The 15101-nt window shown below is 71.2% G+C and carries 13 protein-coding genes; 12 read left to right on the plus strand and 1 reads right to left on the minus strand.

What is annotated here, in order from left to right; all coding sequences use genetic code 11:
- The first annotated feature begins 60 nt into the window (after positions 1-60).
- From AB0H64_RS34885 to AB0H64_RS34900, 4 genes are all read left to right on the plus strand, one after another.
- Positions 61-960: a TIM barrel protein gene (locus AB0H64_RS34885; protein WP_357633189.1), complete on the plus strand. Its 900-nt coding sequence runs from the start codon at positions 61-63 to the stop codon at positions 958-960.
- Complete coding sequence (locus tag AB0H64_RS34890; protein ID WP_357633191.1) at positions 957-2057, plus strand: Gfo/Idh/MocA family oxidoreductase; 1101 nt, start codon at positions 957-959, stop codon at positions 2055-2057. The genes AB0H64_RS34885 and AB0H64_RS34890 overlap by 4 nt, the downstream gene beginning before the upstream one ends.
- The gene (locus tag AB0H64_RS34895) at positions 2054-4807 is read left to right on the plus strand and encodes an alpha-mannosidase (RefSeq protein WP_357633193.1); all 2754 of its coding nucleotides are present in this window, start codon (positions 2054-2056) and stop codon (positions 4805-4807) included. Before AB0H64_RS34890 ends, AB0H64_RS34895 begins: the two co-directional genes overlap by 4 nt.
- Before the next feature lie 100 nt (positions 4808-4907).
- Positions 4908-5147 carry a hypothetical protein gene (locus AB0H64_RS34900; protein ID WP_357633196.1) on the plus strand — a complete coding sequence of 80 codons (240 nt, stop codon included), beginning with the start codon at positions 4908-4910 and terminating at the stop codon, positions 5145-5147.
- A 318-nt stretch (positions 5148-5465) separates the two neighbouring features.
- Here the strand turns inward: AB0H64_RS34900 and AB0H64_RS34905 are convergent, their stop codons facing one another.
- Positions 5466-5960 (minus strand): Lrp/AsnC family transcriptional regulator, encoded by a 495-nt coding sequence (locus AB0H64_RS34905; RefSeq protein ID WP_357633198.1) that lies wholly within the window; start codon positions 5958-5960, stop codon positions 5466-5468.
- Positions 5961-6163: 203 nt separating this feature from the next.
- Here AB0H64_RS34905 and AB0H64_RS34910 point away from each other — a divergent pair, with 203 nt between their 5' ends.
- The 8 genes from AB0H64_RS34910 (at position 6164) to AB0H64_RS34945 (ending at position 15098) form a co-directional block, all read left to right on the plus strand.
- Positions 6164-7597 (plus strand): gamma-aminobutyraldehyde dehydrogenase, encoded by a 1434-nt coding sequence (locus AB0H64_RS34910; RefSeq protein WP_357633201.1) that lies wholly within the window; start codon positions 6164-6166, stop codon positions 7595-7597.
- Between the two features lie 24 nt (positions 7598-7621).
- On the plus strand, positions 7622-8689 hold the full coding sequence (locus AB0H64_RS34915) for an ABC transporter ATP-binding protein (protein WP_357633203.1): 1068 nt from the start codon (positions 7622-7624) through the stop codon (positions 8687-8689).
- A gap of 8 nt (positions 8690-8697) precedes the next feature.
- Positions 8698-9927 carry a spermidine/putrescine ABC transporter substrate-binding protein gene (locus tag AB0H64_RS34920; protein WP_357633206.1) on the plus strand — a complete coding sequence of 410 codons (1230 nt, stop codon included), beginning with the start codon at positions 8698-8700 and terminating at the stop codon, positions 9925-9927.
- Positions 9928-9930: 3 nt separating this feature from the next.
- The gene (locus AB0H64_RS34925; RefSeq protein WP_357633209.1) at positions 9931-10782 is read left to right on the plus strand and encodes an ABC transporter permease; all 852 of its coding nucleotides are present in this window, start codon (positions 9931-9933) and stop codon (positions 10780-10782) included.
- Positions 10779-11585 carry an ABC transporter permease gene (locus AB0H64_RS34930; RefSeq protein ID WP_357633212.1) on the plus strand — a complete coding sequence of 269 codons (807 nt, stop codon included), beginning with the start codon at positions 10779-10781 and terminating at the stop codon, positions 11583-11585. Before AB0H64_RS34925 ends, AB0H64_RS34930 begins: the two co-directional genes overlap by 4 nt.
- 170 nt (positions 11586-11755) lie before the next feature.
- Positions 11756-13150 carry an FAD-dependent oxidoreductase gene (locus tag AB0H64_RS34935; protein WP_357633295.1) on the plus strand — a complete coding sequence of 465 codons (1395 nt, stop codon included), beginning with the start codon at positions 11756-11758 and terminating at the stop codon, positions 13148-13150.
- Positions 13151-13202: 52 nt separating this feature from the next.
- Positions 13203-14075 carry an alpha/beta hydrolase gene (locus AB0H64_RS34940; RefSeq protein ID WP_357633215.1) on the plus strand — a complete coding sequence of 291 codons (873 nt, stop codon included), beginning with the start codon at positions 13203-13205 and terminating at the stop codon, positions 14073-14075.
- A gap of 105 nt (positions 14076-14180) precedes the next feature.
- Positions 14181-15098, plus strand: coding sequence for a serine hydrolase (locus AB0H64_RS34945; RefSeq protein WP_357633298.1), 918 nt, complete (start codon positions 14181-14183; stop codon positions 15096-15098).
- Positions 15099-15101 lie beyond the last annotated feature (3 nt).

Genomic DNA, 15101 nt, shown 5'->3' on the forward strand with positions numbered 1-15101 from the left:
CCAGAGCGACGAGGGAAGGCGGCGGATGTGAGCGAACGAGCAGCCTCACGGAGTGAGGCCATGAACACCGGAATGATCAGTGTCGCCAACGCTCCCGTGAGCTTCGGCGTGTTCGAGCTGGCCACCGAGCCGCCGCCGCTGAGTGCCGGCGAGATGGTCCGCGCGCTGTCCGACGCCGGCTACGAGGGCATCGACCTCGGCCCGCTCGGCTACCTCGGCACCGCCGGAGACATCGCCGACCGGCTCGGCGGGCTCCTGCTCGCCGGCGGCTGGACCGACCTGGCCTACCGCGACGCCGAGGCGTTCCAGAAGAGCCTGGTCACGCTCGACGCCACGCTCGACGTGTTCGCCGCCGCGCCGCCCGCCCCGGCGCACCTCGCGCCCCGGCCGACGCTGGCCTGCTCCGGCTCGCCCGAGCGCTTCGCCCGCCCCGGCGGGAACGCTCCAGGGCTGCCCGCCTCCGAGTGGCCCGCGTACGCCGCCCGCGTCCAGGAGGCGGTCCAGCGCTGCCGCGACCGCGGTCTCGAGCCCGTCTTCCACCATCACCTCGGCACGTACGTCGAGACCCCCGAGGACGTGGAGCGGCTGCTGGAGCTGACCGACGTGCCGCTCTGTCTCGACACCGGCCACCTGCTGCTCGCCGGCGGCGACCCGGTGACGGCGCTGCGCGACTGGGCGGGCCGTGTCGGGCACGTCCACATCAAGGACGGCGACACCGAGATCCTCGCCCAGGCGATCGCCGACGGCGCGGACCTGCGCGAGCTGATGGGCCGCGGCGGGTTCGCCCAGCTCGGCGAGGGCGAGCTGGACCTGCCCGGAGTGGTCCGGGCGCTGGACGACATGGGGTACGAGGGCTGGGTGATCATCGAGCAGGACACCCTGCCCGGCCGCCGCACGGTCGAGCGCAACATCGCCGACCAGGCCGCCAACCGGGAGAAGCTGAGAGAGCTGGGACTGTGACTCTGAAGATCGCGCTGGTCGGATGCGGAGCCGTCACGCAGGCGGTCTACGCGCCGCTGCTGTCGAGGCGCCGCGACCTGTTCGAAGTGACCGCCGTGTGCGACCTGTCGCCCACGCTCGCCGACGCCGTCGGCGACCGCCTGGGCGCCCCCGGCCGCTACACGTCCCTGGCGGACATGCTCGCCGGCGGCGGGTTCGAGGCCGTGGTCATGCTCGCCTCGGGCTCCCACGGCGAGCCGGTACGGCAGGCGCTGGCCGCCGGTCACGCCGTGCTGTGCGAGAAGCCCCTGGCGCTGACCCGGGCGGAGGTGGCCGCACTGCCCGAGGGGCGGCTCATGGTCGGCTACATGAAGCAGTACGACCCCGCCGTGCGGCGGGCCGAGCGGCTGCTGGCCGAGCTGGGCGGGCCCGAGGCCGTCCGGTCCGTCGAGGTGACCGTGCTGCACCCGAGCGCCGGGTCGCAGCTCGCCTTCGCCAACCTCACCCGGGCCGGCGACCTGGACCCCGCGCTGCTCGCCGCGCTGCGCGCCGACGAGGACGCCCTGGTCTCCCGCGCCCTCGGCGAGCAGGCCCCCGAGTCCGTCCGCGCCCTGTACGGCGTGGCCCTCGGCTCCGTCTGCCACGACCTGTCGCTGCTGCGCAGGCTCACCGGCTCCCCGGCCGAGATCTCCCACGTCGAGACCTGGGGCCCCGCCCCCGGCTCCGTGGAGATCGCCGGCACGCTCCCGGTCGCCGGGCGCTTCTCCATCCGCTGGCACTACCTGGAGGACTACCCCGCCTACCGGGAGACGGTCGCCGTCCACCACGACCGGGGCACCCTGGAGCTGGCCTTCCCCGCCCCGTACCTGGTCAACGCGCCCACCACGCTCACCGTCGTCACGCCGGGCGCCGAGCCCGGCGGTGAGGGACGCACCGAGTGGCGGGAGGTGACCGAGGCGTTCGAGACGCAGCTCGCCGCCTTCCACGCCTACGTCACCGAGGGCGAGCCGCCGCTCACCGGCGCGGCCGGCGCCCTGGAGGACATCGTCACGGCCCAGCGGATCGCCGCCCGCTACGCCGTGCAGCACGGACTGCCGATCGGAGGGGAAGCAGCGTGACCGGCTCGAACGACATCGTGGTGGTCCCGCACACGCACTGGGACCGCGAGTGGTACGAGCCCTTCCAGCGCTTCCGGCTGCGGCTGGTGGCCCTGCTGGACGAGGTGCTCGACACCATGGAGCGCGAGCCCGGCTACCACTTCACCCTCGACGGGCAGCTCGCCTGCGTGGACGACTACCTGGAGGTCCGGCCCGAGCAGCGCGACCGCGTGGCGGCGCTGGTCGAGTCGGGGCGGCTCGCCGTCGGGCCGTGGCAGATCCTGCTCGACGAGTTCCTGTGCTCCGGCGAGAACATCATCCGGAACCTGGAGCTCGGCATGGACCGGGCCGACAAGCTCGGCGGCGCCATGCCCGTGGGCTACCTGCCGGACATGTTCGGCCACACCGCGCAGATGCCGCAGATCCTGCGGAAGGCCGGGCTCCTGTACGCCTGCGTCTACCGGGGGGTCCCGTCGTCCGTGGTGACCGACGCGTTCGCCTGGACGGCCCCCGACGGCACCGCGGTACGCACGCAGTACCTGCCCATCGGCGGCTACGGCAACGGCGCCCACCTGTTCGAGGACCCGGAGCGGCTCGCCGAGCGGGCGGCCGTCTTCACCCGCCGCATGCGCGAGTGGCACGGGCCCGAGGGCGCGCTGCTCGCGATGTACGGCACCGACCACTCGGCGCCCGTACGGGGACTGCCCGGCATTGTGGCCGCGATCGGGGCCCGCATGGACACCCTGTCCGGCTACGTCACGGCGTACGGCGACGGCGGCTCCGTCGAGGGCCTGCCCCGCGTCGAGGGCGAGCTGCGCTCCCACGCCCGCGCCAACATCCTGCCCGGCGTCATCTCCGTCCGCGCCCACGTCAAGCAGGCCATGAGCCGCGCCGAGCGCATGGTCGAGCGCTACGCCGAGCCGCTGGCCGCCCTCTGGGGCGACGCGTGGCCCGGCCGGTTCCTCGACATGGCGTGGTGGCGGCTCGTCGACGCCAGCGGCCACGACTCCGTCACCGGCTGCGGCGTGGACGAGACCGCCCAGCAGGTCGCCGCGCGCATCGCCGAGGCCGAGCACCTCGGGCACGCCGTCCGCGACATGGTGACCGCCAAGCTGGCCGCCACGGTCCCCTCCGGCGGGGTGCTCGTCGTCAACCCCACGCCCGTCACCCGGCGCGGCGTCGTCCACCTGGACGTGGCCGGGCACGACCCGCTGGTGGACGCCACGGGCGCCCCCGTGCCCGTCCAGCCGCTGGAGTACGCCCCCACGCTGCTGCTCGACGAGGAGATGGACCCGGCCACGGCGCTGACGTTCGTCCACGGGACCGAGTTGTACGGCCAGCACATCACGGGTTGGTCGGTCGAGGACGGGGTGCTCACCTTCGAGGTGGCGCGGGAGCCGCGCACCGCCTTCAACGTGGCCGAGGTGCGGGACGCGGTCGAGGGCGTGACGCGGGTCCGCATCGTCGCCGAGCCCCGCCGCAAGGTGGCCGCCCTGGTGGAGGTCCCGCCGCTCGGCCACACGAGCCTCCGCCCGGAGCCCCCGGTCGCCGTCCGGGCCGGCTCCAACGGCTTCGCCGTCACCCCGCACACCCCCGAGGCGCCGGACGGCGTACGGATCGACGGCGTGGCGCTCGACAACGGCCTCCTCCGCGTCGAGGTGGCCGAGGACGGAACGCTGTCGCTGACCTCCGCCGGGGGTGTCACGCTCACCGGCGCGGCCCGCGTCGTGGACGGCGGCGACGTCGGCGACAGCTACAACCACGCGCCCCCCGCCCAGGACCGGGTCGTGTCCGCCCCCGAGACCGTCGAGGTCGTCACGGTCTGCTCCGGGCCGCTGGTCGCCGCGCTGGACGTGCGCCGTACGTACCGGTGGCCCGCGGCGGGAGCCGGCATCGAGGGCACGCCCGAGCTGCCCGCGCCCGCCCGGACCGGCGCCACCGAGGAGATCGTCGTGGACACCCGCGTCGAGCTGCGGACCGGCGAGCCGTTCGTCCGTCTGCGGGTGGCGTTCGACAACCGCTGCGACGACCACCGGGTCCGGCTGCACGTGCCGCTGCCCGCCCCGGCGACGGCCTCGCACGCCGAGGGCCAGTTCGCGGTCGTCACCCGCGGCCTGACCGCCGAGGGCGGCTGCGGCGAGGAGCCGCTGCCCACCTTCCCGGCCTCGTCGTGGGTGGCCGCCGGGGGAGTGGCGGCGCTGCTGGAGCACGTCACGGAGTACGAGCTCGTGGACGGCTCCGCCTGGGGCGGCGCGGGACAGGGTGAGGGCACGGAGCTGGCGCTGACCCTGCTCCGCTCCATCGGCTACCTGTCGCGCAACCGCCACGCGCTGCGTCCCGAGCCCGCCGGTCCCCAGCTCCCGACGCCCGCCGCCCAGTCACGCGGGCTGCGCTCGGTCACGCTGGCGCTGATGCCGTACGAGGGGAGCTGGACGGCGGTTCCGCCGGAGGCGGAGCGCTTCCGCCACGACCTGCTCCCGGTGCCCGGCACGGGCGATCCGTCGCTCACGCTGCCCCCGGCAGCCTCTGGCCTGTCGGTCACGGGCGACGGTGTGGTGATGACCTCCCTGCGAATGCGCGACGACTGGAAGGAGCTGCGGGTCGTGGCCCTCACCCCCGGCCGCACGGAGGCGGTGGTGCGGGGCACGTTCACCCGTGCCCGCCACGCCGACCTCCGCGGCCGGCCGGGCGACCCGCTTTCGGTCACGGACGGAGTCCTCCGCCTGCCCCTCCAGCCCTGGGAGATCGCCACGATCCAGACAGGCGACTGAACGTGAAAGAGAGACCACCGACCCAGCGATCGCGCACCGTTACGCTGAGTATGTCACCGTGGCGCTGAAGGGCGATGCCCAGAAGGAAATGGAGCGACTCATGGCCACCCAGACCTACTTCTACCAGGGAGAGTACGCCCGCAGCCTGCTCGCCGAGGGGGAGGCCCGAGGTGAGGCCCGAGGTGAGGCCAAGGCGGTGATAAGGCTGCTCGACTTCCGTGACGTGGCGCTGACCGAGCAGGACCGCGAGCGGATCATGGCGACCACCGACATGGAGGTGCTCTGCAAGTGGATCGAGCGCGCCTCCTATGTGACATCCATGGAGGAACTCCTGGCGTGAGCCCTGGACGGCACCGCCGAGGAGATCTGCGCCTGACCGGCATGGCCGGTCATCTCACTGGTCGTGGAGTCCGAGGCGGCGGGCGGCCTGTGGACGCGCTGAGCGTCGACCCGACGCCCGCGGCGGACTTCCCGGCACACCGGGTGCTGTGCGGCGCCCACGCCGTCGTCGCGGAGAACCTGACCGGGCTCGACCGCGTGCTGGCGGCTCAGGCGGAGGTCAGGGCGGTGGAGGTCTGGCTCATGCCGTTGCGACTGCCTGCGGCCGACGCCGCACCGGTGAGAGCGGTGGGGCGATGGGGACCTTTGTGTCAGAAGGTCAACGGGTGCCCCAGGAGTACGTCTGCTTCCGCAGTTTCAGATAGACGAACGACTCCGTGGCACGGACCGCAGGAATTGCCCGAATTTTACTGAGAATGTCGAGGAGGTGGCCGTCGCCTTCGCACACGACCTCGACGATCACGTCGAAGGAGCCGGCCGTGAGGACGACATAGTCGATCTCCTCGATGGCCGCCAGCTCGTCGGCGACCGATTCCAGGTCGCCCTCGATGTTCACACCGATCATCGCCTGGCGCGGGAACCCCAGGGTGAGCGGGTCGGTCACCGCGACGATCTGCATGACCCCTGAGTCCTGGAGGCGCTGCACCCGCTGGCGGACGGCCGCCTCCGACAGGCCGACGGCCTTGCCGATCGCCGCGTACGGCATGCGCCCGTCGATCTGGAGCTGCTCGATGATCCGCTTGGACAGGTCGTCGAGCGTGAACTGTCCGGGCGCCGTGTCACTGCCGCGGCGTGCGCGTGGCGGGGTCGTCATCGCGAGCGAGTCCTCCTAGCGGCGCGCGTTACGGGCGCGTTCCCGTTCCATTGCCGTCCTGGTGCGACATGTTGTCAGTTCTCGACGCCCTGTCAAGCGAATTCGTAGCAATTTGGTATCTTCGCCACGAAATCCCTTGTCCCTGATGCAACCACTCTGTAAGAGTCGCGGCATCTCAGCCACCTCACCAGGAGGTCATCACCTTGACCACCCGTCTGCAGAACTTCATCAACGGTGAGTTCGTGGACGCCAAGAGCGGCCGATTCTCCGACATCATCGACCCGTGCACCGGCGAGGCCTACGTCCAGGCCCCGATCTCCGGAGCCGAGGACGTCGACGCTGCCTACGCCGCCGCGGCTGCCGCTTTCGAGTCCTGGGGCCGGACCACCCCGGGCGAGCGGGCGAACCTGCTGCTCAAGGTCGCCGACGCGATCGACGCGCGGGCCGACGAGATCAACGAGGCCGAGTGCCGTGACACCGGCAAGCCGCGCGCCCGCATGGCCGAGGACGAGACCCCGGTCGCCGCCGACCACTTCCGGTTCTTCGCGGGCGCCGCGCGCACGCTGGAGGGGCCGACCGCCGGTGAGTTCCTCGCCGACCACACCAGCGTCATCCGGCACGAGCCCATCGGCGTGGTCGGTCAGGTCACGCCGTGGAACTACCCCATGATGATGGCCGTCTGGAAGATCGCTCCCGCGCTGGCCGCCGGCAACACGGTCGTGCTCAAGCCGTCCGACACCACCCCGGCCTCCACGCTGAAGCTGGCCGAGATCCTCGGCGACGTGCTGCCCGCCGGCGTCTTCAACGTCGTCACCGGCGACCGGGAGACCGGCGCGCTGGTCGTCGGCCACCCGACGGCCGCGATGGTCGCCATCACCGGCTCGGTCGGCGCGGGCATGTCGGTGGCGAGGAGCGCCGCCGACGACCTCAAGCGCGTCCACCTGGAGCTCGGCGGCAAGGCGCCCGTCGTGGTCTTCGACGACGTCAAGGACCTGCGCAAGGCCGCCTCGGACATCGCGACCGCCGGCCTCTACAACGCGGGCCAGGACTGCACCGCGGCCTGCCGCGTGCTGGTCCAGGAGAGCGTCCACGACGAGTTCGTGGCCGCGCTCACCGAGGCCGCGGCCGGCACCGTCACGGGTGACCTGTCCGACACGGACGCCCTGTACGGCCCGCTCAACAACGCCGACCAGCTCGCCAAGGTGCAGGGCTTCGTCGAGCGGGTCCCGGCGCACGCCAAGGTGCTGACCGGCGGCCACCGCGTAGGCGACAAGGGCTACTTCTTCGCCCCCACGATCGTCGACGGGCTGCGGCAGGACGACGAGATGGTGCAGAACGAGGTCTTCGGGCCCGTCATCACCGTCCAGACGTTCACCGACGAGGCCGACGCGCTGGCCAAGGCCAACGACGTGAGGTACGGCCTGAGCGGCTCGGTGTGGACCTCGGACCACGGCCGCGCCATGCGCATGTCGAACCGTCTGGACTTCGGCGTGGTGTGGGTCAACACGCACATCCCGTTCGTGTCGGAGATGCCGCACGGCGGCTTCAAGCACTCCGGCTACGGCAAGGACCTCTCGGTGTTCGGTCTGCATGACTACACGAGGGTCAAGCACGTCATGCACTACATCGGCGAATAAGCACGACAAGGACAGATCCGGAACATGGCCGAGCTGAACGCGATCGAACTCGACGGCGTCGTCAAGGAGTACCTCTCGCACGGCGAGGTCGTCCAGGCGGTGAAGGGTGTCACGCTCGGCATCGCCGAAGGGGAGTTCTTCTCCCTGCTCGGCCCGTCCGGGTGCGGCAAGACCACGACCATGCGGATGATCGCCGGCTTCGAGGAGCCGTCGAGCGGCGTGGTCAGGCTGCACGGCAACGACGTCACGAACGTCCCGCCGAACAAGCGTGACGTCAACATGGTCTTCCAGTCGTACGCGCTGTTCCCGCACATGAACGTGTGGGACAACGTGGCGTTCGGCCTCAAGCAGCGGCGCACGCCGCAGGAGGAGATCAGGCGGCGGGTCGGCGAGATGCTGGAGATCGTCGACCTGACCGGCAGGGAGAAGCGCCGGCCGCGGGAGATGTCGGGCGGCCAGCAGCAACGGGTCGCACTGGCCCGCGCCCTGGTCAACCGGCCGCGGGCGCTCCTGCTCGACGAGCCGCTCGGCGCGCTCGACCTCAAGCTCCGCCAGGCCATGCAGATCGAGCTCAAGCGGATCCAGCGCGAGGTCGGCATCACCTTCGTGTACGTCACCCATGACCAGAACGAGGCGCTCACCATGAGCGACCGGATCGCCGTCATGAACGACGGGCTGGTCGAGCAGCTCGGCGGGCCGAGGGAGATCTACGAGCGGCCGGCCACCGCGTTCGTCGCCGGCTTCATCGGCACCTCCAACCTGCTCACCGGCACCGCGGCCGGCGGGGTCCTGGAGGTCGGCGGGGGCCGGGTCCTCGTGCCGGACCGGGACGGGGACGTCACCCTCACCGTCCGGCCGGAGAAGATCACCATCACCCTGGACAAGCCGGACGGCGACGTGAGCGTCGTGCCGGGGACCGTCAGCGAGGTGGTCTACCTGGGCACCTACAACAGCTACGCCGTGCGCGTCGGGGACGGGGCCGAGGTCACGGTGTTCCAGCAGAACGCGCACGACGCGACGACCACGGCCGAGCGGGGCGACCCGGTCTGGCTGTCGTGGCCGGCGCAGCACTCTTACGCGATAGGAAGTTGAACCACCCCATGGACCACCAGCACGACCCCGCCCTGCTGAGGGGCATGACCCGGCCCCGTACCCGTCGCGACGCCTTCCGCCTCGCGGGCCTGTCGGCCGCCGGACTGGCGCTGGCCGCCTGCGGCGTGCAGGGTCAGAAGGCGGCGCCGCCGAAGGCCGACGCGGTCAAGGACTACTGGGCCCAGCAGACCAAGCACGGCCGCGTGGTGTTCGCCAACTGGCCCGAGTACATGCCCGAGGACCAGGCGCCGCTGAAGAAGTTCCAGAGCGAGACCGGGATCTCCTACCAGTACAAGGAGGTCATCCAGGAGAATGCGGAGTTCTTCGGCAAGGCCGACCCGGTGCTGCGGGCCGGGCAGTCGCTCGGTTACGACATCGTCGTCATGACCAACGGCGTCCAACTCCAGCACATGATCGACCTCGGCTACTGCGTCGCCCTGGACCACTCCAAGCTGCCGAACTTCGCGGCCAACGCCGGCGACAAGTACAAGAACCGCGCCTACGACCCGGGCAGCACCTACACGGTCCCGTACACCTCGGGCGTGACCGGGATCGCGTACAACACCAAGTACGTCAAGGACGACATCACCAGCATCGAGGCGCTGTTCGACCCGAAGTACAAGGGCCGGGTCGGCATGATGGGCGACGCCCAGGAGATCGCCAACTTCGGCATGATCTCCCTCGGCATCGACCCGGAGAACTCCTCCGAGGCCGACTGGAAGAAGGCCGGGGACAAGCTCAAGGCGCAGCGCGACGCCGGGATCGTCCGCAAGTACTACGACCAGTCGTACATCGATGCGGTGTCCAAGGGCGACGTCTGGCTGACCATGGCGTGGTCCGGCGACGTCTTCCAGCGCCAGCTCGCCGGTGAGCCCGTCAAGTTCGTGGTGCCCGAGGAAGGGGGCACCATCTGGACCGACAACATGCTCATCCCGAAGGGCGCCGCCAACCCGGTCGACGCGCTCATGCTCATGGACTTCCTCTACCAGCTGGCTGTCGCCGCCGAGCTGGACGAGTTCATCCAGTTCGTCACCCCGGTGCCCGCCGTGCAGGACCTCCTCAAGGAGAAGGCCGCCAAGGCCACCGGCGAGGACAAGAAGGCGCTGGAGGAGATGGTGGACAGCCCCCTCATGTTCCCCTCGGAGGCGGACTACGCCAAGCTCCGCTCCTACACCAAGCTCACCACCCAGCAGGAGCAGGTGTTCAACCCGATCTTCCAGTCGATCACCCAGGCGTAGACGATGAAGCGGCTGACTCCCTACCTGCTCGCGCTGCCGAGCTGGATGTGGCTGGCGGTCTTCCTGGTGGTGCCGCTGGCCGCGATGGCCTCGGTGTCGCTGCAGACCGGCAACGCCATCGACGGCTTCGCGATGACGTTCAGCTTCTCCAACTACTCCGACGCGCTGAGCAGGTACAGCACCCAGCTCGTCCGGTCCCTCTGGTACGGCGGCCTGGCCACGGTGGCGATGCTGGTCATCGGTTACCCGGTGGCGTACTGGATCGCCTTCAAGGGCGGCAGCCGCAAGTCCGTGTACCTGTTCCTGCTGCTGCTGCCGTTCTTCGTGTCGTTCGTGCTGCGGACCATCTCGTGGGGGTTCCTGCTGGCCGACGACGGGATCGTCTTCGGCACCCTGAAGGGCTGGGGGCTGCTGCCACCGGAGTTCCACGTGCTGGCCACCACGGTGGCCGTGGTGGGCGGGCTGACGTACAACTTCCTGCCGTTCATGATCCTGCCGATCTACGTGGCGCTGGAGCGGGTGGACCCGCGGGTCGTCGAGGCCGCCCAGGACCTGTACGCCTCCCGGACGGCGGCCTTCCGGCGGGTGGTGCTGCCGCTGTCGCTGCCCGGGGTGTTCGCCGGGGTGCTCATGACCTTCGTGCCGGCCACGGCCGACCCGGTCAACGCCCAGGTGCTCGGCGGCACCGGCAACACCATGATCGGCAACATCATCCAGACCGAGTACCTCACGAACCTCGACTACCCGACGGCCTCGGCGCTGTCGTTCACGCTCATGGCGGTGCTGCTGGTCGGGATCTTCATCTACGCCCGGGCGCTCGGCACCGAGAACGTCCTCGAGGCGGCGGCCCGATGAGCGCCATCCGGACGGCCGGGCCACGGCGGCGGATCGGCGACCGCCTGCTGCACGCCTACACCTGGCTGATCATCGTCTGGCTGTCGTCGCCGATCGCCGTGATGATCCTGTTCGGGTTCAACGACAAGAAGAGCAAGTCGAACACGAGCTGGCAGGGCTTCACGCTCCGCTGGTACCACGAGCTGTTCGGCATCTCCGACCTGACCACGGCGCTGAAGAACTCCCTCACCGTCGCGGTCGCGAGCACGGTCATCACCGTCGTCATCGGCACCATGCTGGGCCTCGCGCTCGGCCGCCACCGCTTCCGCGGGCGCGGGGTGACGAACTTCCTCGTCTTCGCCGCCATCTCCACGCCCGAGCTGGTCATGGGGGCGTCGCTGCTGTCGCTGTTCGTCTCCGCGAACCTGCCGCGCGACGCCGGCTCGATCATCATCGCGCACGTGCTGTTCTCGCTGTCCTTCGTCACCGTCACCGTGCGGGCCAGGGTCGTCACCCTCGACCCGTCGCTGGAGGAGGCGGCCCGGGACCTCGGCGCCACGGGCTGGGGCACCTTCCGGCAGGTCACGCTGCCGGCCGTGCTGCCCGGCGTGCTGGCGGGCGCCATGCTGGCCTTCGCGCTGTCGATCGACGACTACGTGGTGACCAGCTTCGTCAACGGCTCCACCATCACCTTCCCGCTGTGGATCATCGGGTCGGTGAAGACGGGCATCCCGCCCCAGGTCAACGTCATGGGCACGTTGATCTTCGGAATCGGCGTGCTCATCGCGATCGCCAACGCGGTCGCGGCCCGCCGCCGTACCTGACCCACCGTTCCACCAGGCTTCCCCCCGCGGCTCCGCGGGGGGTTCGGCGTACTCCGGCCAAGAACAGGGAGGCGAGATCGGATACCGGCGGGGGGAACCCGCGCGTGATCACCCCTTTGAGATCCCGCAATTTTTCATAGAACTCTGACTTTCGTAGGGAAGTGGGATTTGTGGATCCGCTGAAGGCGCTTGCTGACGCGGAGCGCAAGCCGTACTGGCTGGACACCCCGGCCAGACCCGAGCCGCTGCCGCGGCTCTTCGGACACACGAGCGCCGACCTGGTCGTCGTCGGCGGAGGCTTCTCGGGGCTGTGGACCGCCCTGATGGCCAAGGAGCGTGACCCCGGGCAGGACGTCGTCCTGCTGGAGGGGCGCAGGATCGGCTGGGCGGCCTCCGGCCGCAACGGCGGGTTCTGCATGGCGACCCTCACCCATGGCCTGGCCAACGGGCTGGAGCGCTGGCCGGACGAGATCGACCGGCTGGAACGGCTGGGCGTGGACAACCTCGACGAGATCGAGGCGACCCTGGGACGTTACGGCATCGACTGCGCCTTCGAGCGCACCGGTGAGCTGAACGTCGCCACCGAGCCCTGGCAACTGGAGAGCCTGAACGAGCATCTCGACGTCATCGCCGATCTCGGCCTCGACTACGTCCCGATGGACCGCGACCAGGTGCGGGCCGAGCTGGACTCGCCCACCTACCTGGCCGGCCTGTGGGACCGCAGGGGCTGCGCCATGCTCGACCCCGCCCGGCTGGCGTGGGGACTGCGGGAGGCGTGCCTGCGGCTCGGCGTCCGCGTGTACGAGCGCAGCCCGGTGCGCTCGCTGGACGACGACGGCGTCACGATCGGCCTGCGCACTCCGCACGGCGTCGCCACCGGGCGCCGGGTCGCGCTCGGCACCGGGGTGTTCCCGCCGCTGCTGCGGCGGCTCAAGCACTTCGTGGTGCCGGTCTACGACTACGCGCTGATGACCGAGCCGCTCACCCCGTCCCAGCTCGGCGCCCTCGGCTGGGGCAACCGGCAGGGCGTCGGCGACTCGGCCAACCGGTTCCACTACTACCGGCTCACCGAGGACAACCGGATCCTGTGGGGCGGCTACGACGCCGTCTACTACAACGGGGGCCTGGTCAAGCCGGAGTACGACCAGCGCGACGAGACGTTCGCCACGCTGGCGCGGCACTTCTTCGCCACGTTCCCGCAGCTCGCGGGGGTGCGCTTCACGCACCGCTGGGGCGGCGTGATCGACACGTGCAGCCGGTTCAGCGCCTTCTACGGGCAGGCGCACGGCGGCCGGCTCGCGTACGCGGCCGGCTACACCGGCATGGGCGTGGGAGCCACCCGCTTCGGCGCCAACGTGATGCTGGACCTGCTGTCGGGCGAGCGCACGGAGCGGACCGAGCTGCGCATGGTCAAGGAGAAGCCGGTGCCGTTCCCGCCGGAGCCGATGCGGTCGGGGGTGATCCAGTTCACCCGCTGGTCGATCGCGCAGGCCGACCGGCACGAGGGCCGGCGCAACCTGTGGCTGCGCGCCCTCGACCGGATGGGGCTGGGCTTCGACTCCTGATCCGCGCGCTGTGCGGGCCGCGGACGATCCCCGCGGCCCGCACACTGGGGGCATGAGAATCGACTTCCAGGCCGACGACGTCACGCTGGCCGGCGAGCTGAGGGTGCCGGAGGTCGAGGGGCCGCGTCCGGGGCTGGTGCTCACCGGTCCCTTCACCGGGGTGCGGGACCAGGTGACCGGGCTGTACGCGGAGCGGCTGACCCGCCTCGGGTACGTCACCCTGGCCTTCGACCACCGCAACTGGGGCGAGTCCGGCGGCCGGCCCCGGCGGCACGAGGACCCGCAGGGCAAGCTGCACGACCTGCGGGCGGCGGTGTCGCTGCTGCGGTCGCGGCCGGAGGTGGACGGGGAGCGGATCGGGGCCGTGGGCATCTGCCTTGGTGCCGGATATGCCCTTAAATTTGCGGCTTTCGAGCCTCGGGTGAAGGTCTTCGCCGGGATCGCCGGGGCGTACAACAACCCGTACACGATGCGGTCCGGCATGGACTACCAGGCGGCGCTGGCCGGTCTGGGGGAGACCCTGGAGCGGCAGGACCTCGGCGGGCCGGTCGAGTACCTCCCGGCCGTGGCGCAGGAGGGGGAGGCCGCCATGCCCGGCGACGAGCCGTACGCCTACTACGGCAGCGCGCGCGGCGCGTCCCCGCACTGGTCCAACGAGGTCACGCGGGCCAGCGTGCGCGAGCTGATCACCGTGGACAACATGATGGGCGCCGACTTCCTGTCGCCCAAGCCCGCGCTGATCGTCCACGGAGTCGTCGACCGGTTCTGCTCGCCCGAGGGCGCCGAGGAGGCGTACCGGCGGCTGGACGAGCCGAAGAAGCTGGTCTGGCTGGACGCCAAGCGGCACATCGACCTCTACGACGAGGAGCCCTACGTCACCCAGGCCGTGGAGGCCACCGCCGCGTTCCTCGACGCCCACCTCTGAGCGCTTCTGCCGTGGAGCGGCAGGAGGTGTGACGAGGCGGGCGCGCGGGGAGAAAACCGTCTGAACCCCCGTTTGATGTCACAGGGGGTGGGGCGTGTGCGCGTCATGTGGTCCGCGGCTGCCATGCTGCTGCTCGGTCCGCCGTGGTTCGCCGGCTGCGAGGACCAGCCGACGACGATCCTGCCGCCGGTGGCCGAGCCGGCCGGCGAGCGGGTCCGGGCCGCACGGTGCCTGCTCATGCTTCCCGACCCCGTGGCGGGCGCTGCGGCCCGCGCCGAGCTGGAGGCCGACCTGCGCCGCTACCTGGCCGGACGCCCGGGGCGGGTGGTGTTCGCCGCGCACGACCTGGTGACGGGCGTCCGGCTGGGCCAGGGGGAGCACCAGCACGACCTCATCACCGCCAGCGGCGTCAAGGTGGACATCCTGACCGCGCTGATGCTGCGCCGCCCGAGCCTGGACGCCGGAGAGCAGGACCTCGCCTCCCGCATGATCAGGGAGAGCGACAACCTGGCCGCCGACGCGCTGTGGGCGCGGGTCGGCGCGGGCGAGGGCATGAGCGCCTTCTATCGCCGGGTCGGCCTGCGCGAGACCGTGCCGGGACCGAGCAGGTACTGGGGCGGCACGACCACCAGCCCCGCCGACCGGCTCCGCCTGCTCAGGCTCCTCGTCGACGGCGGCAGGGGCCTCGGCCCGCCGGCCCGCCGGACGATTCTCGGCCTGATGGGCCGCGTCCAGCCGGACCAGGCGTGGGGCGTCAGCGCCGCCGCCCGCCCGCACGACCGGGTGGCGCTCAAGAACGGCTGGACGCCGCGGCCGTTCGTGCACAACACGTGGGCCGTCACCAGCTACGGCCGCATCACCGGCGCCGGCCGCGACCTGCTCCTGTCGGTGCAGACCGACCAGCAGGCCGGCGAGGGACAGGGCATCCAGACCATCGAAGGGCTGGCCCGGACGATCGGCCGCCGCCTGCACCTCCTCACCCCCGTCCGCGCCCACACCTGCCCGGCCGGCGCCGCCCCCTGAGCC

This window comes from Nonomuraea sp. NPDC050733 (assembly GCF_040654215.1).
Classification (GTDB): Bacteria; Actinomycetota; Actinomycetes; order Streptosporangiales; family Streptosporangiaceae; genus Nonomuraea.

Excerpts from the sequence above, each read along its gene's own strand:
- AB0H64_RS34885 (WP_357633189.1), top strand. The coding sequence starts at position 61 with ATGAACACCGGAATGATCAGTGTCGCCAACGCTCCCGTGAGCTTCGGC.
- AB0H64_RS34900 (WP_357633196.1), top strand. The coding sequence starts at position 4,908 with ATGGCCACCCAGACCTACTTCTACCAGGGAGAGTACGCCCGCAGCCTG.
- AB0H64_RS34905 (WP_357633198.1), bottom strand. The coding sequence starts at position 5,960 with ATGACGACCCCGCCACGCGCACGCCGCGGCAGTGACACGGCGCCCGGA.
- AB0H64_RS34915 (WP_357633203.1), top strand. The coding sequence starts at position 7,622 with ATGGCCGAGCTGAACGCGATCGAACTCGACGGCGTCGTCAAGGAGTAC.
- AB0H64_RS34920 (WP_357633206.1), top strand. The coding sequence starts at position 8,698 with ATGGACCACCAGCACGACCCCGCCCTGCTGAGGGGCATGACCCGGCCC.
- AB0H64_RS34925 (WP_357633209.1), top strand. The coding sequence starts at position 9,931 with ATGAAGCGGCTGACTCCCTACCTGCTCGCGCTGCCGAGCTGGATGTGG.
- AB0H64_RS34930 (WP_357633212.1), top strand. The coding sequence starts at position 10,779 with ATGAGCGCCATCCGGACGGCCGGGCCACGGCGGCGGATCGGCGACCGC.
- AB0H64_RS34940 (WP_357633215.1), top strand. The coding sequence starts at position 13,203 with ATGAGAATCGACTTCCAGGCCGACGACGTCACGCTGGCCGGCGAGCTG.
- AB0H64_RS34945 (WP_357633298.1), top strand. The coding sequence starts at position 14,181 with ATGTGGTCCGCGGCTGCCATGCTGCTGCTCGGTCCGCCGTGGTTCGCC.